Here is a 24369-nt window from a genome sequence, read left to right on the forward strand (position 1 = left end):
TCTGTCCGATGCGTCGGATCGGACGGGGCAGATCGGGTGGGAAAGGGAAACGCTGCAGCCGAAAAATGAAATCCGGCGAATGAGGGATGTCGGCGAAAAACCGATCCTCGGCCTTGGGAAGGCGGTAGCTTTCCCCGAGATATAGCTGCACAGCGGCGACGGCGCAAGAGGGTGCGAGGCGGCAAGTCTTGCCGCCCCGAAACCCGGCGCAATCCTCTCGCCGTCTCTGCCGCCGGACCGGGCAGGGGCGGCGAGGCGGGAAAGACCTTAGCCGCCGAAGGCGACGTAGAGCAGGCAGGCGATGGCGAAGCCGACGACGCCGATCAACGTCTCCATCACCGTCCAGGTCTTCAGCGTCGTCTTGACGTCCATGTCCATGAAGCGCCCGACCAGCCAGAAGCCGGAATCGTTGACGTGGCTGAGGGCCAGCGAGCCGGAGGCGAGCGCCACGACGATGGCGGCGAGGGGAAAACCGGTGATCCCCTGGGCGGCGATCGCCGGCTGGATGAGGCCGGCCGCGGTGATGAGCGCGACGGTGGCCGAACCCTGGGCCACGCGCAGCGCCAGGGCGATGAGGAAGCCGGAGACGATCAGCGGCAGCCCCACCCCTTCGAGCGTCGAGGCCAGCGCGTCGCCGATCCCGGTGGCCCGGAGGACGCCGCCGAACATGCCGCCGGCCCCGGTGATCAGGATGATGGCGCAGACCGGCCCGAGCGCCGAGTTGAGCAGGCTCTCAACCCGCAGCTTGTCGAGGCCGCGGCGGGTGCCGAGGACGTAGCTGGCGACGAGCACGGCGATGAGGAGCGCGATCGGCGTCGCGCAGATGGCGCGCAGGAACTGGAACCAGCCGGCCTCGCCATCGACCATCCCGGCGGCGCGGGCGGCGTCGAGACCGGTGTTGACGAAGATGATGGCGAGCGGCAGCAGCAGGAGCAGGATGACGGTGGAGGGCTGCGGCGGCTCGGCCATGTCCTCCTCGCGTTCGCCGCCGGAGAGGAAGTCCGGCACCGGCAGGACGAACTTCTTCCCGGCCCACAGGCCGTAGAGATAGGAGGCGACGAACCAGGTCGGGATCGTCACGATCAGCCCGACGATGGTCAGGATGCCGATGTCGGCGCCGAGCAGCTCGGCGCTGGCGACGGGGCCCGGATGCGGCGGCACGAAGGCGTGCATGCAGGAGAAGGCGCCGGCGACCGGCAGGGCATAGCGCAGGATGCCGCCGCCGAGCCGGCGCGCCACCGAGAAGACGATCGGCAGCATGACCACGAGGCCGGCGTCGAAGAAGATCGGAAAGCCGAAGACCAGCGAGGCGATGCCGAGGGCGAGGGGGGCGCGGTCCTCGCCGAACTTCGCGATCAGCGCGTCGGAGAGGGTCTGGGCCCCGCCCGACACCTCGACGAGCCGGCCGAGCATGGCGCCGAAGCCGACCAGCAGCGCGACGCTCGCCAGCGTCGAGCCGAATCCGCTGGTCAGGACGCCGAGCACCTCGCCGGATGGCAGGCCCGCGACGAAGGCGGTCGCCAGGCTGACGAGGACCAGCGCGATGAAGGCGTGGACCCGGAACTGGATGATGAGGACGAGGAGGAGCACGATGGCCCCGGCGGCGATCGCCAGGAGCGAACCGGCGCCCAGCGTCTGTTGAAATCCCTCCGGCACGCGGCTTGCTCCATTCGGTCTGGGAATTGATGTCGTCGAACGACGTCGCCGGGTGGCGGCGCGAGGCGGTTCGTCAGGCGCTCAGGTCGAGCTTCTCGAGGATCGTGCGCACCACCTCGTCGGGCGGCGCGATGACGGGAACGGTGATGCCGTCCTCGTCGGCGGCGAGCGGCTGGAAGTCGGCGAATTGCGACTGCAGCAGGGATTTCGGCATGTAGTGGCCCTTGCGCTGGTCGAGCCGGGAGGCGACCAGATCGGGATCCGCCTCGAGCGCGACGAAGCGCACATGGGCATGCGCCTCGCGCAGCACGTCGCGGTAGCGGCGCTTCAGGGCCGAGCAGGTCAGGACGGTGGAAACGTCGCTGTCGGCCTCGCGGGTGATCCAGTCGCGAATGGCCACGAGCCACGGCGCCCGGTCCTCGTCGTTCAGCGCGATCCCGGCCGTCATCTTCTCGATATTGGCCTGGGGGTGAAATTCGTCGGCCTCGGCGAACGGCCAGCCCAGCCGCGCCGCGATCAGTTCCGCCGTCGTCGACTTGCCGACGCCGGACGGTCCCATGATCACCAGGGCCGTCGGTTTCGAGCCTTCGCCCATCAGCATCTCCATCCCTTCATCGCCGGCTCTCGGCCGATCGAATCAGCGGCTGAATATAAGGGCATGGTGCTGAATGGAAATGCATGGGGAAATGGAATGTCGAAGCGGCCGCACCCGGGCGGCGTCGGGTCCGGCAAGGCGCCGGGTGCAGGAAGGGTGGCGGCGCCCGCCTCCTGCCCGCGCGGGGCGCCGGCGGCGAGGCGGTCCCGCCGATCGCGGGATCGGGCGCTGCCGCGCGCCGCGCCGGGGGCGAGGCGCGCCTCGCGCTCAGGCGGAATGGCGGATGCCGGGGATCATCCGCTTCAGCGTCGGGGAGCGGAACCAGACGTGCTGGGCGAGCGCCCCGACGACGTGGAGTGCGACGACGGCGAGCAGCGGGTTCCAGAGGAAGGCGTGAGCGCCGGCGATGGCGTCATTGCCGGTGAACCAGGCGGCGAGGCCGAGGATCGGCATGGCGAAGAGCATGGCGTAGAGCAGGGCATGAGTCGCCTTTGCGAGCATCGTCGCCCATTGCGGCTCGTCGGCGCCAAGGGGCGGGCGGCCGTGGGTGAAGCGGTCGACGAGCCGCATGGCCGCCGCGACGAGGACGAGCGTTCCGATGACGATGTGGCTGTAGCCGAGCAGGGTGGCGAGCTGGCCGGGTGCCTCGCCCTCCAGCGTCGCGTCCCAGAAATCGGCCATGAATTCCCCCTGGATCCACTGGCAGACGATCAGGACGACGATCGCCCAGTGGAGGAAGACGTTCAGCCTGCTCCAGGCGGCAGGGCGGGCGGTCGCGGACATGGCGGTCTCCGGTGCGGTTGATCCATCGCCGTCCTTATGGGCGCAAGGCCGTGCCGCCAGATTGCGGGGAGTATACGGTTGCGTAACCCGCCGCCGGCCGTCCCGCGCGCCGGGGGACGCGCGGCAAGCGCGGGAAGCGCGGCAAGCGGCGGCGGGGCGCGGGGGAGCGAGCGTCGCCCGGCCGGCGGAGCTTCGGCGTCAGGCCGACCGCGGCAGGCTGACCCGGACCGTGAGGCCGGGCGCGTTGTCCAGCGCCGTCGCCGTGCCGCCATGGAGTTCCGCGATCGCCGTGACGAGGGCGAGGCCGAGGCCGCTGCCGGGGGTCGAGCGGCTCTGGTCGAGCCGGTAGAGCCGGCGAAAGATCCTCTCCCGGTCGGCCTCGGGCACGCCCGGCCCGTCGTCCGACACCTCCAGGCGGGCGAAGCCGCCGGCCGGCTGCAGCGTCACCACGATCCGGCCCGGCGCCGGCACGTGGTTGATGGCGTTTTCGATCAGGTTGGCCAGAAGCTGCGTCAGAAGCTCCTCGTCGCCCTCGATGATCAGGGGTTCGAGGGGCGCGCAGGACAAGGCATGGCCGGCATCGGCGGCGACCTCGGCATAGATCTCCACCGTTCGCGAGACGATCGCGGCGAGATCGAGGGTGCGAAAGCGCGAGCGCCGGGTTCCGGCCTCGATCTGGGCGATCCGCAGGAGCGCGTGGAAGGTGGCGATGGCGGCCTCGCTCTCCGCGATCGCGGCGTCGATGGCCGTCTCGTATTCCTGCGGCGTGCGCGGTTTGCGGCGCACCGCGTCGAGGCGCTGGTGCAGCCGTGCGAGGGGCGTGCGGAGGTCGTGGGCGATGTCGGTGGAGACCTGCCGGAGGCTGGACAGCAGCGTCTCGATCCGGGCCAGCATGGCATTGATGTCGCCGGCCAGCCGGTCGAGCTCGTCGCCGCGCCGCGACACCGGCAGGCGCAGGTCGAGCCGCCCGTCGACGATCTGCCGGGTGGTCATGGCGATCGCGTCGACCCGGCGCGTCGGCCCGCGCGACACCAGGAAGCCGCCGAGAAGGGCCAGCGCGGCCGTGACCAGGCCGCCGATCAGCATGGCCGAGAGGATGATCTCCTGGGTTTCGTCGAGAACGTGGGAATTGCGCCCGATCATTACCCGGAAGGGGCCGACCGCCTCGCCCAGCGAGAGGAGGATCACCTCGTGGTCGTCGTTGTGCGCGGCGGCGGCGGCGAGATCCGGCGAGGTCGCGATGGTCGGGCGCGTCAGCCGGGCCTCCTGCCAGCCGGGTCGCCAGAGACCGTCCGGCAGGTTGCCGACGAGCCTCGTCCCCGCCTCGTCGAGGACGAGGAGGAACCGATCCTCCGAGGCCGCCTCGCCAAGCTCGCCGAAGTCCTCCCAAAGCGCCGCATCACCCCCCGCGTCGTAGGCCCGGCGCAGCCGCTGCAGGTCCTCGGTGATCTGGGCGCGCAGGGTGTTTTCCAGTTCACCCGAGGCGATCACGTAGGTCGTCCCGAGGATGACGAGGACGGAGACGAGGAAGAAGGCTGTGCAGATCAGCGCGACGCGGAACGAGATCGAGCGGAATTCGGCGGGAAGCAGCATCAGGCCGGGGTGTTCAGCATGTAGCCGGAGCCGCGGATGGTGCGGATCATCTCGCCGGAAAAGGGCCTGTCGACCTTGGAGCGAAGGCGGCTGACATGGGTCTCGACGACGTTGGTCTTCGGATCGAAGTGGAACTCCCACACGCGTTCGAGCAGCATGGTGCGGGTCAGCACCCGGCCGCGGTTGCGCATCATGTATTCGAGCAGGCGGAACTCGCGCGGCTGCAGGTCGATCTCGCTCGCCCCGCGCCGCACCGTGCGGGCGATCAGGTTCATCTCGAGATCGCCGACCTTCAGCACCGTCTCCTCGCGGCGCAGCGGCGAGCGCCGGGCCAGAGCGTTCAGCCGCGCCATCAGCTCGGAAAAGGCGAAGGGCTTGACCAGATAGTCGTCGGCGCCGGCCTCCAGCCCCTCGACCCGGTCGTCGAGGCCGGAGACCGAGGTGAGGAAGATCACCGGCGTGTCGCGGCCCGACGAGCGCAGGGCCTTGACGATCGACAGCCCGTCGAGGCCCGGCAGCATCCGGTCGACCACGATGGCGTCGTAGTCCCGCGTGCAGGCGAGTTCGAGGCCGTTCGGGCCGGAGGCGGAATGGTCCGGGTCATGGCCCTCCTCCTTCAGGCCTGCGACGACGTAGTCGGCGGTCGAGCGGTCGTCCTCGATGACCAACACCTTCATGGCGGGCTGCCTCCCGGGGCGGTTTCCTTCGAAGCCTGCTGGTCGTCGACGAAACGCTCGAAGGCCCGATCCATAGCGCCGGTCCTGCTGGTGAGCCAGGGGAAATGGCCGTAGGCGAAGGAGAGCTGCCCGCGAGCCGCATCGGCGGACCGTCCCGCCACGGCATATTCGTAGATGGCGCTGGCAAGCCCCGAGCGGTCCGCGCCGCCCATGCAGTGGATGAGCAGGGGCTTCGGCGCCGTCCGGATGGCCGCCGCGATCTGCCGCAGCGTCGCCATCGACGGCTCGCGGTTGGCGGATATTCCAAGGGGGATGCTGTGCACCCCGTTCTCGGCGGCCACCAGTTCCTCGTCGCGGTACCACGCCTCTCCCGGATTGGCGCCGCGCAGGTTGAGGATGGAGCGGATATGGGTGCGGTCGATCAGCTGCTGCAGCTGGTCGGCGTCGAGCTGGCCGGACCGGTAGACCACGCCGGGTTCCACGGCATGGATGTTCCCCGACAAGGACAGATATCCCGCATAGGTCGCCGGCGGGGCGACGAGGAGAAGCGCGGAGAGGACGGCATGTCTGAGGACTTTGGGAAACGGGGGCATCGTCGCTCGCTCGGGAAGTTGCCTTCCCGGGCTAGCCTGTCCGTCCTTCCGTCAGATGGCGGCGCGTATACGGATCGGTATAGTCGCCGCCGAGCGCTGACCCGTCCCGGTCAGTCGACCTGGCGCACGGCGCCCCTGGCGGCGCTGGTGGTGAGCGCCGCATAGGCCTTCAGCGCCTGGGTCACCTTGCGGGGACGCGGTTCGGCGGGCTTCCAGCCCTTGGCCTCCTGCGCCTCGCGGCGACGGGCGAGTTCGGCGTCGTCGACGGCGAGATGGATCGACCGGTTCGGGATGTCGATCTCGATCCGGTCGCCCTCCTCGACGAGGCCGATCGTGCCGCCTTCCGCCGCCTCCGGCGAGACGTGGCCGATCGACAGGCCCGAGGAGCCGCCGGAGAAGCGCCCGTCGGTGACGAGGGCGCATGCCTTGCCGAGGCCCTTCGACTTCAGATAGCTCGTCGGATAGAGCATTTCCTGCATGCCGGGGCCGCCGCGCGGGCCCTCGTAGCGGATCAGGACGATGTCGCCGGGCTTCACCTCATTCGACAGGATCGCCTTCACCGAGGCGTCCTGGCTCTCGAAGATGCGGGCGGGGCCGGAGAAGGTGAGGATCGAGGCGTCGACGCCGGCGGTCTTCACGATGCAGCCGTCCTCGGCGAGGTTGCCGTAGAGGACCGCGAGGCCGCCATCCTTGGAGAAGGCGTGGTCGGCCGAGCGGATCGCCCCCGCCTCGCGGTCGAGGTCGAGCTCGTCCCAGCGCCGCTCCTGGCTGAAGGCGGTCTGCGTCGGCACGCCGCCGGGCGCGGCGCGGTAGAAGTCGTGGACGGTGCGGCTCGACGTGCGCACGACGTCCCAGCGATCGAGCGCGTCGGCGAGGCTTTCGGCATGGACCGAGCCGACCGAGGTGTCGAGGAGGCCGGCGCGGTCGAGCTCGCCGAGGATCGCCATGATGCCGCCGGCCCGGTGGACGTCCTCCATGTGGACGTTGGCGACGGCCGGCGCGACCTTGCACAGCACCGGGACGCGGCGCGACAGCCGGTCGATGTCGCTCATGGTGAAGTCGACCTCGCCCTCGTGGGCGGCGGCCAGGAGATGCAGCACCGTGTTGGTCGAGCCGCCCATGGCGATGTCGAGGGTCATGGCGTTCTCGAAGGCGGCAAAGCTCGCGATCGCCCGCGGCAGCACGGAAGAGTCGTTCTGTTCGTAATGGCGGCGGGCGAGATCGACGATCAGGTGCCCAGCCTCGACGAAGAGGCGGCGGCGGTCGGCATGGGTAGCAAGCGTCGAGCCGTTGCCGGGCAAGGACAGGCCGAGCGCCTCGGTGAGGCAGTTCATGGAATTGGCGGTGAACATCCCCGAGCAGGAGCCGCAGGTCGGGCAGGCGGAGCGCTCGATGGTCGCGACGTCCTCGTCGGACACCCGGTCGTCGGCGGCGGCGACCATGGCGTCGACGAGGTCGAGGGCCTTGGCCTCGCCGTTGGAGAGGACGACCTTGCCGGCCTCCATCGGGCCGCCGGAGACGAAGACGACGGGAATGTTCAGCCGGAGCGCGGCCATCAGCATGCCCGGCGTGATCTTGTCGCAGTTGGAGATGCAGACCATGGCGTCGGCGCAATGGGCGTTGACCATGTATTCGACGCTGTCGGCGATGAGCTCGCGGGACGGCAGCGAATAGAGCATGCCGTCATGGCCCATGGCGATGCCGTCATCGACCGCGATGGTGTTGAATTCCTTGGCGACGCCGCCGGCCTTCTCGATTTCCCTCGCGACCAGCTGGCCGAGATCCTTCAGGTGGACGTGGCCGGGCACGAACTGGGTGAAGGAATTGACGACCGCGATGATCGGCTTGCCGAAGTCGCCGTCCTTCATGCCGGTGGCGCGCCACAGGCCGCGCGCGCCGGCCATGTTGCGGCCGTGGGTGGTCGTGCGGGAGCGATAGGCGGGCATGGGATCCTCCGGTCTTCTTCTTTGAGCTGTTCGTCGAACGCTCGTTCGGCCGAGCGCATATACCGGATCGGGCGATGTTCCAATTCCCGGCCCGCTTCGGGCGCGGAAAAAGCCGGCGGCGCGGCTGTGGCCGGCGCGCCGAAACGACACTGGCGCGCCGAAACAACAAGGGCGGGCCGAAACGACAACGGCGGGCGGCGTCTCGCGCCGTCCCGCCGGTCGTCACCCGTTCAGGTGCTTGCGATCGCCCCGCCCGCCGGAGGTCTCCGGCCAAGGCGGCCTCAGGCGAAGGCGCCGTGGCAGTGCTTGAACTTCTTGCCCGAGCCGCAGGGGCAGGGCTCGTTGCGGCCGATCCGGCCCCAGCTTTCAGGCGCGTTGGGATCGAGCGTCGAGCGATCGGCGGGCTCGCCCAAAGCGCTGGTCGGATAGTAGCCGGAACCCATCTCGTCGTAGCCGGTGTCGGGATCGAGGTGATGGGCTTCGACCTCGGGGACCTGCGGCATCTCGCGCGCCTCGGGCTGCACCAGCTCCACCCGCATGAGCTGCCGGGTGGTGCGCTCGCGCAGATTGCCGAGCATCGACTGGAAGAGCTCGAAGGCCTCGGACTTGTATTCGTTCAAGGGATCGCGCTGGGCATAGCCGCGGAAGCCCACCACCGAGCGCAGATGGTCGAGATTGACCAGATGCTCGCGCCACAGCGCGTCGAGGGTCTGGAGCACGATCGAGCGCTGGACGTAGGTCATGACCTCCGGCCCGAAGCGCTCGGCCTTCTCCCTGGCGCTGGCATCGGCGGCCGCCACGATGCGCTCGCGCACGTCGCTCTCGTCGATGCCTTCCTCGGCCGCCCATTCGGGGATCGGCAGGTCGAGATTGAGGACGTCCTCCACCTCGGCCTTGAGCTCGCCCGTCGACCACTGCTCGGGATAGGCCTTCTCGGGAATGTGCCGGGCGACCAGGGCCTCGATGGTCTCCTCGCGCATGTCCGCGACGGTCTCGCCGAGGTCCGCCGCGTCCATCAGCTCGATGCGCTGGTCGAAGATGACCCGGCGCTGGTCGTTCATCACGTCGTCGTATTTGAGGAGGTTCTTGCGGATGTCGAAGTTGCGGGCCTCGACCTTCTTCTGGGCCTTTTCCAGCGCCTTGTTGATCCAGGGATGGACGATCGCCTCGTCCTCCTTGAGGCCGAGCCGGGTCAGCATCGAATCCATCCGCTCGGACCCGAAGATCCGCATCAGGTCGTCCTGCAGCGACAGGTAGAACTTCGAGCGGCCGGGATCGCCCTGGCGTCCGGAGCGGCCGCGCAGCTGGTTGTCGATGCGCCGGGATTCGTGGCGCTCGGTGGCCAGAACGTAGAGCCCGCCCGCCTCCAGCGCGATCGCCTTCAGGCGCTTGATGTCGGCCCGGATCGCCTCTTCCTTGGCGGTCCGCTCGGGGCCCTCCGGCATGTCGGCGAGCTCGCGCTCGATGCGCATGTCGGCATTGCCGCCGAGCTGGATGTCGGTACCGCGGCCGGCCATGTTGGTGGCGACCGTCACGGCGCCCGGCACGCCGGCCTGGGAGACGATGTAGGCTTCCTGCTCGTGGTAGCGGGCGTTCAGCACCTGGAAGTTCTGAACACCCTCCCGGCGCATCATGTCGGCGAGGAGTTCGGACTTCTCGATCGAGGTGGTGCCGACGAGGATTGGCTGGCCGCGCGAGGCGGCGTCCTTGATCTCGCGCACGATCGCCCGGAACTTTTCCTCGAAGGTCCGGTAGACCTCGTCGTCCTCGTCGAGGCGCTGGATCGGCAGGTTGGTCGGGATCTCGATGACGTCGAGGCCGTAGATGTCGCCGAATTCGGCGGCTTCCGTCTGGGCCGTGCCGGTCATGCCGGACAGCTTCTTGTACATGCGGAAGTAGTTCTGGAAGGTGATCGAGGCGAAGGTCTGGTTCTCGGGCTGGACGGTGACGCCCTCCTTGGCCTCCAGCGCCTGGTGCAGCCCTTCCGAATAGCGCCGGCCCGGCATCATGCGGCCGGTGAACTCGTCGATCAGGACGATCTCGTCGCCGCGCACGATGTAGTCCTTGTCGCGCTGGAAGAGCGTGTGGGCCTTCAAGGCGTTGTTGACGTGGTGGACGATCGCGACGTTCTCGATGTCGTAGAGCGAGGGGCCGTGGAGATGGCCGGCGGCCTCCAGCATGCGCTCGAGCTTTTCGGTGCCGTCCTCGGTGAAGGACACCTGGCGCTGCTTCTCGTCGACCTCGTAGTCTTCCTTCGAGAGCTGCGGCAGAAAGCCGTCGATGGTCTTGTAGAGGTCGGAGCGGTCGTCGAGCGGGCCGGAGATGATCAGCGGCGTGCGCGCCTCGTCGATCAGGATCGAATCGACCTCGTCGACGATCGCGTAGTGGTGGCCGCGCTGGACCATCTGGTCGCGCTCGTACTTCATGTTGTCGCGCAGATAGTCGAAGCCGAGCTCGTTGTTGGTCGCGTAGGTGACGTCGCAGCGATAGGCGGCGCGGCGCTCCTCGTCCGACATGCCGTGGACGATGATGCCGACGGTCAGGCCGAGGAAGCGATAGACCCGCCCCATCCACTCGGCATCGCGCGAGGCGAGGTAGTCGTTGACCGTGACGACGTGGACGCCCTTGCCCTCGAGGGCGTTGAGATAGACGGCGAGGGTGGCGACGAGGGTCTTGCCCTCGCCGGTCTTCATCTCGGCGATGGAGCCGGAATTCAGCACCATGCCGCCGATCATCTGGACGTCGAAGTGCCGCATGCCGAGGACGCGCTTGGCGGCCTCGCGGACGACGGCGAAGGCCGGGACGAGGAGGTCGTCGACCGTCTTGCCGTTCGCGAGCTCGGCCCGGAAGACGTCGGTCCGGCCGCGCAGCTCGTCGTCCGACAGCCGCGCCATCTCGTCTTCCAGCGCTGCGATCGCCTGGGTGCGGGACTGGAAGCGCTTGACGACGCGGTCGTTCGCCGATCCCAGCAACTTCCGGGCAAGCCCGCCAAAACTGACCATGAAGGGGTCCTTCCAATACTTTTCAGAGAGGCGACGAGGCCGGTCGAACGTCGGCCGCGGCCGCCGTCCCGGTCGATCGTGGCGTAGTCGGAAGCCTGCAATCTCAGCGGAAGGCGGCTGGACTTTCGGTTGGCGCGAGAGATAAGAGGGGGCAAATCCGATGTCAACGGCGGCGGCAGGCCGCGTTGCGGGCGGCGGCCGAAGCGGCCTTGAAGGGAGCGGCATGCCGAGCGTCGGTGATCCCCGTTTCATCAGAAGTCCCTGGAAGGAATCGTCTCGATGGTAAGAAATTTCGGCGTCCTGCTCTCGGCAGGCGTATTGGCGGCCGTGGCCTTCGGCCAGCCCGCCGCAGCGGCCGACGGCGACGTGATCGCCACGATCGGCAAGGACCAGGTGACCGAGGCCGAGCTGAAGGCCGCCGAGGCCGAACTCGGCCCGCAGTTCCAGCAGATGCCCGAGGATCGCCGGCGCTTCGCCGTCCTCTCGGCCCTCATCGACATCAAGGCGCTGGCCGCCGAGGCCGAGAAGGCCAAGCTGCAGGATGAGGCGGCGGTCTCCGCCCAGCTGGAGTTCGAGCGCGACCGCACCCTCCACAACGCCTATTTCGCGAAGAATGCCGTCTCCACCGTCACCGACGACGAGCTGAAGGCGCGCTACGACAAGGAGATCCAGGCGATGCCCCCCCGCAAGGAGGTGCATGCCCGCCACATTCTCCTGAAGACCAAGGAAGAGGCCGAAGCCGTCGTCAAGCAGCTCGAGGACGGCGCCGATTTCGACGCCCTCGCCAAGGAGAAGTCGACGGGCCCCTCCGGCCCCGACGGCGGCGATCTCGGCTTCTTCGGCCAGGGGCAGATGGTGCCGCCCTTCGAGACGGCCGCCTTCGCGCTCGAGCCCGGCCAGTACACCAAGGAGCCGGTCGAGACCCAGTTCGGCTGGCACGTGATCAAGGTCGAGGAGACCCGCGACGCGCCGGCGCCGGAATTCGCCCAGGTCAAGGACCAGCTGCGCCAGCTCGTGCTGCGCGAGAAGTACATGGCGATGGTCGGCAAGGCGCGTCAGGGACTCGGCATCGAATATGTCGACCCGCAGATCAAGGCGCAGGTCGAGAGCATCGAGAAGGAAATCGAGAGCGGCCAGCCGGCCGGCGAAGCGGCACCCTCCGCGAACTGAGGCGTGCCGGCGGCGCGGGCCCCCGGGCGCCCGCGCCGCCGAAATACCAAGGTCTGGTCCGATCCGTCCCCCGCGGCTTTGCGCCCGCGGCTTCGAGAAAGCCTCCGTCATGTCCCATCCCGTCTCTCCGCTGGCCCCGACGGTCTTTCCGGACCTGCCGGACATCGCCGGCCTGCGCATCGCCACGGCCGAGGCCGGCATCAAGTACAAGAACCGCACCGACCTTCTGATGATGGTGTTCGACGCGCCGACGGCGGTCGCCGGCGTCTTCACCCGCTCGAAGTGCCCCTCCGCCCCCGTCGACTTCTGCCGTGGGAACCTGCCCGGCGGCTCGGCGAGGGCGCTGGTGGTCAATTCCGGCAACGCCAACGCCTTCACCGGGCGGCGCGGCCGCGAATCGACGGCGCTGACCGCCGAGGCGGCGGCGAAGGCGGTGGGTTGCGCGCCGTCGGAGGTGTTCCTCGCCTCCACCGGGGTGATCGGCGAGCCGCTCGATGCCGGCCGCTTCTCGCATCTCCTCGAAGGCCTCGCCGGCGCGGCGAAGGGCGATCGCTGGCGCCAGGCGGCCGAGGCGATCATGACCACCGATACCTATCCGAAGGTCGCGACCCGCAGCGTCGAGATCGGCGGCTGCGCCGTCACCATCAACGGCATCGCCAAGGGCGCCGGCATGATCGCGCCGGACATGGCGACGATGCTGTCCTTCCTCGCCACCGACGCGGCGATCGCGGCGCCCGCCCTGCAGGCGATGCTGAAGGCGGCGGTCGAGCCGAGCTTCAACTCCGTCACCGTCGACAGCGACACCTCGACCTCGGACACGCTGTTGTTCTTCGCAACGGGCGCTGCGGCGTCGCGCGGCTGTCCGGCGATCGCGGACGCTTCCGATCCGCGGCTCGCCGAATTTCGCGGCGCCTTGTCCTCGCTGCTCCTCGACCTCGCCCGCCAGGTGGCGCGGGACGGCGAGGGCGCGCGCAAGGAGATCCAGGTGACGGTGGAGGGGGCCGTGAGCGACCAGGCGGCCAAGCGCATCGCCCTGTCGATCGCCAATTCGCCGCTGGTCAAGACCGCCGTCGCCGGCGAGGACGCCAACTGGGGCCGGGTCGTCATGGCCGTCGGCAAGGCCGGCGAGGAAGCCGACCGGGACCGCCTCGCCATTCATTTCGGCGACGTCCGCGTGGCGGTCGGCGGCGAGCGCGATCCGGACTATTCGGAAGCTTCGGCCTCGGCGGTGATGCGCCGCGACGAGGTTCCGATCCGCGTCGAGCTCGGCCTCGGCACCGGCCGCTGGACGGTCTATAGCTGTGACCTGACCAAGGAGTATGTCGCGATCAATGGCGATTACCGAAGCTGAGAGGATGCGCCAGTTCGCGGTCGTGCGGCGTCTCGAGGCGGCGGGCTTTCGGGCCTGGCCGGCGACCTCCACGGCCTTCGACGGCACCTGGGCCGTGCGCCTGACCCGGTCGTTCCCGGCCAAGCGGCTGAACTCGATCAATCCGCTGGACCCTTCCGACACCACCGACATCGCCGAGCGGCTCGCCCGGGCGCGCAAGACCTTCGCCGAGGCCGGCCGCACCCTGACGGTGCGCCAGTCGCCGCTGGCGCCGCCGGAACTCGTCGCGCATCTCGATGCCGAGGGTTGGCAGAGCTTTGCCGAGGCGATCGTCATGACCTGCGAGATCGCCCGGATCGACTTTTCCTCCTCGGTCGACCGGATCCCGATCCGCGACGCCAACCGCTATCTCGAGGCCAGTCTTGCGGTGCACGGGCGCCCGGCCTCGATGCGGGCCGGCCTCGGCGGCATCCTCTCGGCGATCCGTCCGCCCTGCGGGATGTTCGTCTGCGAGAGCGAGGCCGGACGCCCGGTCGCCGTGACCCTGGCGATCCAGGACAACGACCTCGCCGGGCTCCTCGACGTCGCCGTCGCGCCGGAATGCCAGCGCCGGGGCATCGGCATCGATCTCGTCAGCACCGCGCTTCGCTATTCGATGCACAAGGGAGCGAAGACCGGCTGGGTGCAGGTGGAGGCCGACAATGTCGCCGGGCTCAACCTCTACGGCAAGCTCGGCTTCCAGGAAGCCTATCGCTACGTCTACCGCATGCCGCCGGGAGAGCGGCCGTGAGCGCGGAAAAACAGAAGCGGCTGCTCCTCGTCGTCGCCTGCGCGCTGCTCGACGCCGACGGCCGGGTGCTGATCGCCCAGCGCCCCGAGGGCAAGTCGCTGGCCGGGCTGTGGGAGTTTCCCGGCGGCAAGGTCGAGCCGGGGGAGGCGCCGGAAGCGGCGCTGATCCGCGAGCTTGCCGAGGAACTCGGCATCGTGACGCAGGCCGCCTGCCTCGCGCCGCTGACCTTTGCCAGCCATGCCTATGACGATTTCCACCTCCTGATGCCGCTCTTCGTCTGTCGCCGGTTCGAGGGGACTCCGGCTTCGCGGGAGGGCCAGGCGCTGAAATGGGTGCGGGCGAGGGCGCTGCGGGATTATCCGATGCCGCCGGCCGACGCCCCGCTGATCGCCCATCTGATCGACCTCGTCGAGCCGCGGGGCTGACACCCGGCGAAGCGCGACGGGCCCGCGGCGCAGCGCCAAATACCATGTCCGACGTAACGGAAGAAAAACCTTCTGTTGCGGTTCGCTTAACCGCAGGCCGCCGCCTTAAGCAGTTGTTCAGCGTTTCCTTGCCAGAGTTCCCCGGCGAAACTCTGGAGGTGGCACGATGGATGGGGGCGATCGCCTGGCCGACGCGGATGTCTATGACGGCAGCCTGCCCGCGCGTCTGAAACCTGCCACGGGAGGATTGCTGCTGCGCGCCACGCTGCTGTTCTCCGCCGCCCTCGTCGCCCTGGCGCTGGTCGTCGTGCCGATGGCCGATCGCCGCACCCATGACGTCGCCGCCTCGGGCGGCCCCGAACTCGACATGATGGCGACGGGCTCGATCGGCACCTCGACGCAGCACTATACCGTGCGGCGCAGCGTTCTCCAGGCCCCGGGCAGCGCGCCCTGTCTCCTGTTTTCCGACGGCACCAGCCGCGGTGGCTGTTGATGCCCCGCGCCGGTCCCGGATTCTTCCTGGTGCTGCATCTTCGCCGGTTCGCCCGCAGCGAGAGCGGCGCGACGGCCGTCGAATACACCCTCATCGGCATCGTCATGGCCGTTGCGATCCTCGCCATCTTCCCGATGCTGGAGGAGCCGCTGACGAACCTGGCCACCGACATCGCGGCTGCGATCAAGCCGGACTGACCGGAAGCTCCCCGGCATCCGGCGTCGCTGCCGCCGCACCGCCGGTCACGACAGATCCGACGACCGATCCTTGAGCGCTGCCGCGAGGCTCGCCTTGGCGCTGCCCGGCCGCAGCGGCTTCTGCTGGCTCTCGTGCGGCGCCCAGCCCGACAGATAGACGACATCGAAGCTCGCCCGGATCCGCCCGTCCGGATCGGCATAGCGCTCCGCATAGATCTCGGCCGCCCGCAGGAACAGGCGGCGGGTCGCCGGCCGGCGCGAGCGCTCGCGCAGGATGTTGGCGGCGCCCATGGCGCGGATGTCTCTCGCGAGCGCGAAGAGATTGTCGTAGCGCACCGTCAGCCGGTCGAAATCGGTGACGGGCAAAGCGAAGCCGGCGCGCTGGAGAAGACCGCCCGCCTCGCGGATGGCGATGAAGGGCAGCACCCGCGGCGAGACGCCGCCCGCAATCTCGCTCTCGGCGACGAGCAGCGCCGCGCGCAGCTCGTGCAGCGTCTCGCCGCCGAGAAACGCCGCCAAAAGGAGGCCGTCCGGCCGCAGCGCCCGGCGGATCTGGGCGAGCAGTCCCGGCACGTCGTTGACGAACTGCATCGAGAGGGCGGACACGACGAGATCGACGCTCTCGGCCTTGAGCGGCAGGAATTCCTCGTCGGCGACGACCGCGAGGGGCTCGCCCGCAAGGAGGAACGGCTGGCGCTCGATCCTGACCACCTGATCGCAGGATCCGCCCGCCCGCATCGCCGCCGCCATCTCGCCGAAGGAGCCGGCGAGATCGACCGCGACCTCGAAGCGCCGCTCGACCACGGAGAGGCGCTCGGCGAGCTCGTCCGCGACCGCCTTCATCAGGAAGCCGGCACCCTCGTCGGGGGAGCCGGAGAGCCAGCGTCTGCGCCGGGTTTCGAGGAGGGCCCGGTCGAACGGGGTGGGGGATGATTGGTCGGACATCGGCTTCAATTTGGCTCGAAGTGTCTTTGATCTTGACGCAGGTAGCTGTCTGCAGGTGGAATGTCGTCAAGGCAAGGTCGGGAGGAAGCGTGGGCGGGGTGGCCACGCCGGCCGGTGAGATTCCGGCTGGCTTGCCTGTGGACCCATCAGATGCACCTGTTCAAGCGCGGAAGGGCAGCCATCACCAACTCCCTCGGGCGGCTCTTGTTTCCGGCGGTCTGCGCCGGGTGCCAGAGCGCGGTGACGCGGGCCGGCAGCGTCTGCCCGCAATGCTGGGCGAAGCTGCGCTTCATCGAGCGACCCTATTGCGAGGTGCTGGGCCTGCCCTTCTCCTACGATCTCGGCCGGGGCTTCCTGTCGGCCGAGGCGATCGCCGAGCCGCCGCCCTTCGGCCGGCTGCGTGCCGCCGTCCTCTACCAGGACCTCGCGTCGCATCTCGTCACGGCGCTGAAATACGGCGACCGCACGGACCTCGTGCCGCTGATGGCTGGCTGGATGCGCCGGGCGGGGGACGAACTCCTCGCCGAGGCCGACGTCGTCGTGCCGGTGCCGCTGCATGCCGGCCGGCTCTGGCGCCGCCGCTTCAACCAGGCGGCCGAACTCGGGCGGCATGTGGCGAGGCAGTCGGGCGTCCCCTTCGCGCCGCTGGCGCTGAAGCGCGTCAAGGCCACCCGCACCCAGGTCGGCCTCGGCCAGAAGCAGCGCCAGGACAACATGCGCGGGGCCTTCCGCGTCGCCGATCCGCGGCGCTTCGAGATCGAGGGCCGGCGGGTGCTTCTGATCGACGACGTCTACACGACCGGCGCCACGGCCCAGAGCGCGACGCGGGCCCTGAAGCGGGCGGGCGCCAGGGACGTCGACGTCCTCGTCTTCGCCAGGGTCGGCCCCGGCATTGGCACCGGAACCGGCTCCGGCCTTGCGAGCGGGCCGGGCTGAGGCCATATCGACCGATCAGTCATGCGAAACGAAACGAGGTTTGGCCGATGGCCGATGTGACGATCTACACGCGCCAGTTCTGCGGGTTCTGCGCGCGGGCAAAGCAGCTGCTCGAAGAGAAGGGCGTCGACTACCAGGAAAAGGACGCGACCTCCTCGCCGGATCTGCGCGCCGAGATGCGCGAGCGGGCGAAGGGCGGCTCGACCTTTCCGCAGATCTTCATCGGCGACACCCATGTCGGCGGCTGCGACGATCTCTTCGCGCTGGACCGGGCCGGCAAGCTCGATCCGCTGCTCGCCGCCTGAGACGACCGGGCGAGGGCGCCGGCCTTCGCAGCTCGTTGCATCGCAACGCCCTTGCGCCGGTTGACGGCTCGCAGCCGGAGACTTGACGCCGATCGTTCGACCGCGCCAGGGTCGGGTCCGACGCCTGCCGGCATTTTGCATGAACCTTTCGGAGACACGTCCGTGACCACCTTCCGCGCCGCCGTCCTGCAGATGCGCTCCGGCACCGAGCCGGACGCCAATGTCGAGGCCTTCGCCGGTCTGGTCGAGGCGGCGGTCGGCGAGGGCGCCGGCTACGTCCAGTCGCCGGAGATGACCGGTATGGTTCACCGGGACCGCGACAGCCTGATGGCGCGGCTGCGCCCGGAGGCCGAGGATCCGCTGCTTCTCGAGGCGGCGCGGCTGGCGGGGCGGCACCGGATCTTCGTCCATGTCGGCTCGACGGCGGTGCCCCTCGATGACGGCCGGGTCGCCAACCGCGCCTTCCTGTTCGGGCCGGACGGCGAACGCATCGCCAGCTACGACAAGATCCACATGTTCGACGTCGATCTCGACAATGGCGAGAGCTGGCGGGAATCGCGCACCTACCGGCCGGGCGAGACGGCCACCACCGCCGATCTCGCCTTCGAGGACGGCGCCGCGCGGCTCGGCTTCGCCGTCTGCTACGACATGCGCTTTCCCCATCTCTTCCGCGAGGAGGCGATGGCCGGCGCGGAAGTCCTCACCGCGCCGGCGGCCTTCACCCGCCAGACCGGCGAGGCGCACTGGCATGTCCTCCTGCGCGCCCGGGCGATCGAGAACGGCGCCTTCGTCATCGCCGCGGCGCAGGGCGGGCTGCACGAGGACGGCCGCGAGACCTATGGCCATTCGCTGATCGTCGATCCCTGGGGCCGCGTCGTCGCGGAAGTCGCCGGCGACGCGCCGGGCATTGCCGTCGCCGAGATCGACACCGCCGCCGTCGCCGCCGCCCGGGGCAAGATCCCGAACCTTCGCAATGCCCGCGCCTTCGTCGTCGGCGGGGCGGACGGTGCGCCGGGCGAAAGCGTGCGCGTCACCGGCGCGGTGGCGGCAGAGTAGTGATCCATTTCCAGCTCCGCTGCCGCCCCTCCGGCCATTCCTTCGACGGCTGGTTCCGCTCGAGCGACGATTTCGCGCGCCAGGCGGGCGAGGGCTTCGTCGAATGCCCGGTCTGCGGCGCCCGCGAGGTGGAGAAGGCGCTGATGCGCCCGGCGATCGCCAAGGCGGGAGCGGCCGGCCGCGCCGCTGCCGAGGCGCTGGCGGAAAGCGCGGCAGCCGCACGACGCTCCGGTGACGCCGAGGGCTCCGGTCCGCCAGCCGGCGCAGCTGCGGCACCGGCGGCCTTGGACCCGCAGCCGCCCCGCAGCCTCGCCCATCTGCCGGCGCCGAGCCCGGAGGTCGCCAGGGCCTTCGCCGTCCTCCAGGAGATCTCGCGCAAGGTGCGGGCCGAGGCCGACTATGTCGGCGAGGGCTTTGCCGAGGAGGCGCGGCGGATCCATTACGGCGAGAGCGAAGCCCGCCAGATCTATGGCGAGGCCTCGAAGAAGGACGTCGAGAGCCTGAAGGAAGAGGGCATCGCCGCCCTGCCGCTGATGCCGCTGCCGGAAGACGGGCAGTAGGCGGCCGCGCCGGGCGACGCCGTCACGGCCGCCCGAAGGCGCATGCCGGGCGGCCGTGACGGGCGGCCATGCCGGGCGGATGGACTCCTGCGGGGCGTGGGCTCATAGTTCCCCGACGTTCGATCGCATCGTCGTCCGCCTCGCTCCGTTCGCTGCACCAGAAAGGGCAGGGGATGTCCAAAGACGGCTACAACCAGTTCTGCCCGGTCGCCAAGGCCTGCGAGGTGCTGGAGCCACGCTGGACGCTGCTCCTCCTCTGCGAGATGTGGGCCGGCTCGACGCGGTTCAACGAGATCCGCCGCGGGGTTCCCGGCATGTCCCCGACGCTGATGTCGAAGCGGCTGAGGGAGATGGAAGGGCGCGGCCTGATCACGAGGTCGCAGAGCCCGGGCGGCGACATCCATTACCGCACGACGCCCGTCGCGGCCGAGCTGGAACCGATCGTCCACGCCTTCGGGCAATGGGCGCACCGCAACCTCGACGCCGACGTCACGCTGGAGCATCTCGATGCGCGGCTCCTGATGTGGAACATGCGCCGCAAGATCAACGTCGCGGCGTTGCCGGCCAAGCGGCGAAACGTCATCGAGTTCATCTATCCCGAACTGCCGAGGGACGAGCGGCGCTACTGGCTGATCGCAAGGGCGGGAATGCCGGTCGATCTCTGCTCGAGCGACCCGCGCCACGACGTCGACCTCTTCGTCACGGCAGAGCTGAAGGCGATGACCTCGGCCTGGATCGGCCTGTCGAGCCTGCGCGCGCAGATCGACCGCGGCGGCATCGCCCTGGTCGGGGATCCGGTGCTGTCGGCCACCATCGAGGCGTGGATGGTCCGCAGCTCCTTCGCCCCCGCGGGCTGCGAGGCGGCCGAGGGCCGGGATGATCCGGATCGGGCCGATCCAGAATCTGTACCGCGAGCGCTACAGTTTCTACCCTAGCTCGCGGCCGGCCTTCGCCCGAAGGTCCGGGGAGAGCGTCCTTTGCTCGCAATTTGCGGAACCCGCGATGATGGCGGTGCCCGCGTGGCTGGAGCCGCCAGCGTTGCGAAGGAGGGCGCGTCACCGGCCAGGAGAGCAACTATGGAAACCACCCGTCTCGCCACCCCATCCGTCGCCGCCCCACCCCTCGCTGCCGCCGCAGCACCCGATCTTGCGGCGGTGAAGGCGCGCCAGCAGGCGGCCTGGGCGTCCGGGGATTATGCCGTCGTCGGCACGACGCTGCAGATCGTCGGCGAAAGCCTCTGCGAGGCGCTGGACCTGCGCTCCGGACAGAGCGTGCTCGACGTCGCGGCCGGCAATGGCAATGCGACGCTGGCGGCCGCCAGGCGCTGGTGCGAGGTGACGTCGACGGACTATGTGCCGATGCTGCTCGACAAGGGCCGGGCCCGGGTCGATGCGGAGGGGCTGCTGGTGACGTTCCAGACCGCCGATGCCGAGGCGCTGCCCTTCGAGGACGATCGCTTCGATGCGGTGGTCTCGACCTTCGGCGTGATGTTCACCCCCGACCAGGAGCGTGCGGCCGCCGAGATGCTGCGGGTCTTGAGGCCGGGCGGCAAGGTCGGCATGGCCAACTGGACGCCGGACGGTTTCATCGGCCAGCTCTTCCGGACGATCGGCGGCCATGTCCCGCCCGCCCCGGGCCTGCGGTCGCCGGCGCTCTGGGGGACGCTCCAGCGGCTGGAGCAGCTGTTTCCCGGCTGCCGCAGCCTGACCGCGGAACCGCGCAGCTTCGCCTTCCGCTACCGTTCGCCGGAGCATTGGCTGAGCGTGTTCCGGACGTGGTACGGCCCGGTCCTGAAGGCCTTCGCGGCCCTGCCCGAGGCGCAGCAGGCGGCGCTGGAACACGATCTTCTGGCACTGCTCGACCGCTTCGACACCGCCGGCGACGGCACGATCGTCGTGCCGAGCGAATATCTCGAGATCGTCGTCGTGAAGGCCTGAGCAAGGGGGCGGCATCGCCGCCCCTTCCCCGCCGCCCGCGATGGCGGGTCAACGGTCAGCGCGGCAGGGCGCCTGCCGCATCGCCCCGCCGGACCAGCGAGGCGGGACATTCGAGGCCCGTCAGCCCCTCGCCGTGCGGGCGAGGGTCACGCCGCGGCGCTTCGGCAGGACGGTGTCCTGATCCTCGTAGATGCCGTATTCGGTCGCCTGCTGGTAGAGCATGTCGCCCTTGGTGCCGGCGAGAATGCGCAGGTCCTTCAAGTCGCAGAGCAGCGTGATGCGGAAGGCCAGCGCGCGCAGATGCACCCGGTTGTAGCAGAAGAATGCCAGTCGCGCCCGTTCCATCGGGGCGATCGCCCGGATCATCTCGTCGCGAAGATCCCCGTCCGAGCGCAGGAGCCTGGCCAGGAGGTCGAGGGAAACCGGACAGGTGGTCTCATTCGGGATACCGTCTCGGTTGGCTGCCATCTCATCACCTCTTTCCGGTTTCTGGCCCTTCATGTTCGGTTGATGTTCTTCGCCCGACTTCAGCACCCTAGCACCCCGGGCTTGTCCTGACCTTGATCACGCGCTCGTGAATACTGGTAATTTGTAAGTTATCATTGTCATTCGATCCGGCGAGCCGACACGCTGCCGATATTAACTTGCGATGTGTCAATATTGCAGCAGTGATCAGCCCTGTCTCGCCCGCGACCTGATCCGGCCACAGCGAGGAAAACGGCAGAAACGCATAAAGCTTGTCGTCGTTCTGTCGCGGGTTGCTTTCCGGCGATTTGCGCCCAAACGGATTCGCCGAAGAAAAATCGCCGCAAAGGCTGCCGGCATACTTGCCCGATCACCCGCCTCGCGGCCGTTTCGTCCCGGATCGTCAGATTTCGGGACGGCGGGCGAGGACCATGTAGTTGACATCCATGTCGCGCGACATCCGCCATTCGTCGGCCAGCGGATGGTAGACGACGCCGGTCTCGTCGATCATCGACAGCCCGGCCGCCTGGACCGGCCGCTCGATCTCGGCCGGGCGGACCAGCTTGGCATATTGGTGGGTGCCCTTGGGCAGCCAGCCGAGGACATATTCGGCGCCGACGATCGCGAAGGTCAGGGCCTTGAACGTCCGGTTGATCGTCGCGACGAAGAGCAGCCCCCCCGGCTTCACCATGGCGGCGCAGGAGGAGAGGAACAATTCGACGTCGGCGACGTGCTCGACGACCTCGAGCGCCAGCACCACGTCGAAGGTCTCGCCGCCGGCGGCGATGGCCTCGGCCGTCGTCGCCCGGTAGTCGATGGCAAGGCCCGACCCCGCGGCGTGGAGCTTGGCCACCTCGATGTTGGTCTCGGAGGCGTCCGCGCCGACGACACGGGCGCCGAGCCGGGCCAGGGGTTCGGCGATCAGCCCGCCGCCGCAGCCGATGTCGAGCACCGACAGGCCGTCGAAGGGCTTCGGCTGCATGACGTCGCGGGCGAAATTCGTCGCCACTTCCCGGCGGATATAGTCCAGCCGGACCGGGTTGAACCTGTGCAGCGGCTTGAACTTGCCGGCGGGATTCCACCATTCCTGCGCCAGCCGGGAGAAGCGTTCCACCTCGCCCGCGTCGATCGTCGTTGCGTCCGGCATCGATCCGTCCCGTTCCTTGCTTCGGTTACGGATGTTCGGTCCGAGGTGGTGAAGTCAAGCGCCTTTGCGAAACCGGGCCGATACGTCGCGGTCCCTCGGCGATGCGTAGCCGGCCATCGAGATTCGATGGCCGCCTCGGATCGGCAGTACCGATGCCACTTTTGCGGTAGCCGATCCCGACGTCGGTAAGGGACCCTCTTCGTCACCGATGGCGGCGCCTCGCATCCGCGCTCGTTCCGCTGGCCGCGGGTACGGCTTTCGTCGCAGAGCGGGCTCGCGGCGTGCATCTGCGCGAGGCGATGTCCACCCGCCACGCGAGAGATTGCGCGGATCGCCGCCATCGGCTAGGGAACGCGCGCCGAAGGGGGCAGGCCCACCGCTGCCGCCACGATCAACGAAAAGAGGAACGGCCGGCCCGCAAGGGCCCGTGCCCAGGTGAACGATCCCAGCCCATGGCCCGTCTCGTGCTGAAATTCGGCGGAACTTCCGTCGGCGACATCGACCGTATCCGCAACGTCGCCCGGCACGTCAAACGCGAGGTCGATGCCGGCCATCACGTCGCCGTCGTCGTCTCCGCCATGGCCGGCAAGACCAACGAGCTGGTCGGCTGGTGCCGCGAGGCCTCGCCCATGCACGACGCCCGCGAATACGACGCGATCGTCGCTTCCGGCGAACAGGTGACCGCCGGGCTTCTCGCCATCACCCTCCAGGCGATGGGCGTCAATGCGCGGTCCTGGCAGGGCTGGCAGATCCCGATCCGCACCGATGGCGCCCATGGCGCGGCGCGGATCCAGGAGATCGAGGCGAGCGAGATCGTGCGGCGCTTCGAGGAAGGCCAGGTGGCGGTGGTCGCCGGCTTCCAGGGCATCGCCCCCGACAACCGCATCGCGACGCTCGGGCGCGGCGGCTCCGACACCAGCGCCGTCGCCATCGCGGCGGCGATCGCCGCCGACCGCTGCGACATCTACACCGACGTCGACGGCGTCTACACCACCGATCCGCGGATCGAGCCGAAGGCCCGCCGCATGGCCAAGATCTCCTTCGAGGAGATGCTGGAGATGGCCTCGCTCGGCGCCAAGGTGCTGCAGGTGCGCTCGGTGGAGCTCGCCATGGTACACAAGGTGCGCACCTTCGTGCGCTCCTCCTTCGAGGACCCGGATGCTCCCGGCATGGGCGACTTCGACAATCCGCCGGGAACCCTCATTTGCGACGAGGACGAAATCGTGGAACAGCAGGTCGTAACGGGCATCGCCTATTCGAAGGACGAGGCGCAGATCTCGCTGCGGCGCGTCGAGGACCGGCCGGGCGTCGCGGCGGCGATCTTCGGGCCGCTGGCCGATGCCGGCGTCAATGTCGACATGATCGTCCAGAACATCTCCGAATCCGGCGATGCCACCGACATGACCTTCACCGTCCCGGCCGGCGATCTCGGCAAGGCCACGGCGATCCTCGAAAAGGCCAAGGCCGAGATGCGCTACGACGCGCTGCAGAGCGAATCGGGCCTCACCAAGGTCTCGGTGATCGGCATCGGCATGCGCAGCCACACCGGCGTCGCCGCCACCGCCTTCAAGGCGCTCGCCGCCCGCGGCATCAACATCAAGGCGATCACCACCTCCGAGATCAAGATCTCTATCCTCATCGACGGCGACTATACCGAGCTCGCCGTCCGGGCGCTGCACGGTGTCTACGGCCTCGACAAGGCCTGAGGAACGGCGCTGCGGCGGGCGAGCCACGCAAGGTCGCTTCGTCCGGCGGATGCCAGAATCGG

24 protein-coding genes are annotated in these 24369 nt (G+C 69.1%); 13 read left to right on the plus strand and 11 right to left on the minus strand.

The annotated features are described in order from the left end of the window. Positions 1 to 267: 267 nt before the first annotated feature. The 8 genes from ATO4_RS07105 to secA all read right to left on the minus strand — a co-directional run bounded on the left by ATO4_RS07105 (position 268) and on the right by secA (position 10845). Positions 268 to 1656, minus strand: a complete 1389-nt coding sequence (locus tag ATO4_RS07105) for a gluconate:H+ symporter (RefSeq protein ID WP_210191035.1) — start codon at positions 1654 to 1656, stop codon at positions 268 to 270. Between the two features lie 73 nt (positions 1657 to 1729). Continuing rightward, positions 1730 to 2251 carry a gluconokinase gene (locus ATO4_RS07110; protein ID WP_245308609.1) on the minus strand — a complete coding sequence of 174 codons (522 nt, stop codon included), beginning with the start codon at positions 2249 to 2251 and terminating at the stop codon, positions 1730 to 1732. 267 nt (positions 2252 to 2518) lie between these two features. After that, on the minus strand, positions 2519 to 3034 hold the full coding sequence (locus tag ATO4_RS07115) for a cytochrome b/b6 domain-containing protein (protein WP_083590743.1): 516 nt from the start codon (positions 3032 to 3034) through the stop codon (positions 2519 to 2521). A gap of 198 nt (positions 3035 to 3232) precedes the next feature. After that, positions 3233 to 4627 (minus strand): ATP-binding protein, encoded by a 1395-nt coding sequence (locus tag ATO4_RS07120; RefSeq protein WP_083590744.1) that lies wholly within the window; start codon positions 4625 to 4627, stop codon positions 3233 to 3235. Beyond that, on the minus strand, positions 4627 to 5304 hold the full coding sequence (locus ATO4_RS07125; RefSeq protein ID WP_083590745.1) for a response regulator transcription factor: 678 nt from the start codon (positions 5302 to 5304) through the stop codon (positions 4627 to 4629). Before ATO4_RS07125 ends, ATO4_RS07120 begins: the two co-directional genes overlap by 1 nt. Next, a complete protein-coding gene (locus tag ATO4_RS07130) occupies positions 5301 to 5897 on the minus strand; it encodes a tyrosine-protein phosphatase (RefSeq protein ID WP_083590746.1) in 597 nt (198 codons plus the stop codon). The genes ATO4_RS07125 and ATO4_RS07130 overlap by 4 nt, the downstream gene beginning before the upstream one ends. Positions 5898 to 6007: 110 nt before the next feature. Next, positions 6008 to 7843, minus strand: coding sequence for a dihydroxy-acid dehydratase (ilvD, locus tag ATO4_RS07135; RefSeq protein ID WP_083590747.1), 1836 nt, complete (start codon positions 7841 to 7843; stop codon positions 6008 to 6010). 281 nt (positions 7844 to 8124) lie between these two features. Beyond that, on the minus strand, positions 8125 to 10845 hold the full coding sequence (gene secA, locus ATO4_RS07140) for a preprotein translocase subunit SecA (RefSeq protein ID WP_083590748.1): 2721 nt from the start codon (positions 10843 to 10845) through the stop codon (positions 8125 to 8127). A 279-nt stretch (positions 10846 to 11124) separates the two neighbouring features. Here secA and ATO4_RS07145 point away from each other — a divergent pair, with 279 nt between their 5' ends. The 6 genes from ATO4_RS07145 (at position 11125) to ATO4_RS07170 (ending at position 15250) form a co-directional block, all read left to right on the plus strand. Beyond that, positions 11125 to 12015: a peptidylprolyl isomerase gene (locus ATO4_RS07145; protein WP_083590749.1), complete on the plus strand. Its 891-nt coding sequence runs from the start codon at positions 11125 to 11127 to the stop codon at positions 12013 to 12015. Between the two features lie 109 nt (positions 12016 to 12124). After that, positions 12125 to 13366 carry a bifunctional glutamate N-acetyltransferase/amino-acid acetyltransferase ArgJ gene (argJ, locus tag ATO4_RS07150; protein ID WP_083590750.1) on the plus strand — a complete coding sequence of 414 codons (1242 nt, stop codon included), beginning with the start codon at positions 12125 to 12127 and terminating at the stop codon, positions 13364 to 13366. Then, the gene (locus tag ATO4_RS07155) at positions 13347 to 14135 is read left to right on the plus strand and encodes a GNAT family N-acetyltransferase (protein ID WP_245308610.1); all 789 of its coding nucleotides are present in this window, start codon (positions 13347 to 13349) and stop codon (positions 14133 to 14135) included. The genes argJ and ATO4_RS07155 overlap by 20 nt, the downstream gene beginning before the upstream one ends. Then, a complete protein-coding gene (gene mutT, locus ATO4_RS07160; RefSeq protein ID WP_083590752.1) occupies positions 14132 to 14560 on the plus strand; it encodes an 8-oxo-dGTP diphosphatase MutT in 429 nt (142 codons plus the stop codon). The genes ATO4_RS07155 and mutT overlap by 4 nt, the downstream gene beginning before the upstream one ends. A 166-nt stretch (positions 14561 to 14726) precedes the next feature. Continuing rightward, a complete protein-coding gene (locus ATO4_RS07165; protein WP_245308611.1) occupies positions 14727 to 15053 on the plus strand; it encodes a hypothetical protein in 327 nt (108 codons plus the stop codon). A gap of 29 nt (positions 15054 to 15082) precedes the next feature. Beyond that, positions 15083 to 15250 carry a Flp family type IVb pilin gene (locus ATO4_RS07170; RefSeq protein ID WP_210191036.1) on the plus strand — a complete coding sequence of 56 codons (168 nt, stop codon included), beginning with the start codon at positions 15083 to 15085 and terminating at the stop codon, positions 15248 to 15250. Positions 15251 to 15295: 45 nt separating this feature from the next. Here ATO4_RS07170 and ATO4_RS07175 read toward each other — a convergent pair whose 3' ends face one another. After that, a complete protein-coding gene (locus ATO4_RS07175; protein ID WP_083590754.1) occupies positions 15296 to 16195 on the minus strand; it encodes a methyltransferase domain-containing protein in 900 nt (299 codons plus the stop codon). 150 nt (positions 16196 to 16345) lie between these two features. Between ATO4_RS07175 and ATO4_RS07180 the strand changes: the two genes are divergently transcribed. From ATO4_RS07180 to ATO4_RS07205, 6 genes are all read left to right on the plus strand, one after another. Further along, positions 16346 to 17131: a ComF family protein gene (locus ATO4_RS07180; RefSeq protein WP_083590755.1), complete on the plus strand. Its 786-nt coding sequence runs from the start codon at positions 16346 to 16348 to the stop codon at positions 17129 to 17131. A gap of 47 nt (positions 17132 to 17178) precedes the next feature. Beyond that, the gene (grxC, locus tag ATO4_RS07185; protein ID WP_083590756.1) at positions 17179 to 17436 is read left to right on the plus strand and encodes a glutaredoxin 3; all 258 of its coding nucleotides are present in this window, start codon (positions 17179 to 17181) and stop codon (positions 17434 to 17436) included. 162 nt (positions 17437 to 17598) lie between these two features. Further along, positions 17599 to 18492 (plus strand): carbon-nitrogen hydrolase family protein, encoded by an 894-nt coding sequence (locus ATO4_RS07190; RefSeq protein ID WP_083590757.1) that lies wholly within the window; start codon positions 17599 to 17601, stop codon positions 18490 to 18492. After that, complete coding sequence (locus ATO4_RS07195) at positions 18492 to 19052, plus strand: DUF1178 family protein (protein WP_083590758.1); 561 nt, start codon at positions 18492 to 18494, stop codon at positions 19050 to 19052. Before ATO4_RS07190 ends, ATO4_RS07195 begins: the two co-directional genes overlap by 1 nt. A gap of 173 nt (positions 19053 to 19225) precedes the next feature. After that, positions 19226 to 19987 carry a helix-turn-helix domain-containing protein gene (locus ATO4_RS07200; RefSeq protein ID WP_083590759.1) on the plus strand — a complete coding sequence of 254 codons (762 nt, stop codon included), beginning with the start codon at positions 19226 to 19228 and terminating at the stop codon, positions 19985 to 19987. A gap of 141 nt (positions 19988 to 20128) precedes the next feature. Further along, positions 20129 to 20989 carry a class I SAM-dependent methyltransferase gene (locus tag ATO4_RS07205; RefSeq protein ID WP_083590760.1) on the plus strand — a complete coding sequence of 287 codons (861 nt, stop codon included), beginning with the start codon at positions 20129 to 20131 and terminating at the stop codon, positions 20987 to 20989. A gap of 120 nt (positions 20990 to 21109) precedes the next feature. Here the strand turns inward: ATO4_RS07205 and ATO4_RS07210 are convergent, their stop codons facing one another. Together ATO4_RS07210 and ubiG are read right to left on the minus strand one after the other, a co-directional pair. Further along, positions 21110 to 21457 (minus strand): hypothetical protein, encoded by a 348-nt coding sequence (locus ATO4_RS07210; protein ID WP_083590761.1) that lies wholly within the window; start codon positions 21455 to 21457, stop codon positions 21110 to 21112. Positions 21458 to 21857: 400 nt separating this feature from the next. Further along, complete coding sequence (ubiG, locus tag ATO4_RS07215) at positions 21858 to 22601, minus strand: bifunctional 2-polyprenyl-6-hydroxyphenol methylase/3-demethylubiquinol 3-O-methyltransferase UbiG (RefSeq protein ID WP_083590762.1); 744 nt, start codon at positions 22599 to 22601, stop codon at positions 21858 to 21860. A gap of 452 nt (positions 22602 to 23053) precedes the next feature. On the opposite strand from ubiG, the gene ATO4_RS07220 reads away from it, so the two are divergent. Beyond that, entirely contained in the window at positions 23054 to 24307 is a 1254-nt protein-coding gene (locus ATO4_RS07220) for an aspartate kinase (RefSeq protein WP_083590763.1), read from the plus strand. Positions 24308 to 24369 lie beyond the last annotated feature (62 nt).

It is taken from the genome of Aurantimonas sp. 22II-16-19i (assembly GCF_002088275.1).
Taxonomy (GTDB): domain Bacteria; phylum Pseudomonadota; class Alphaproteobacteria; order Rhizobiales; family Rhizobiaceae; genus Jiella.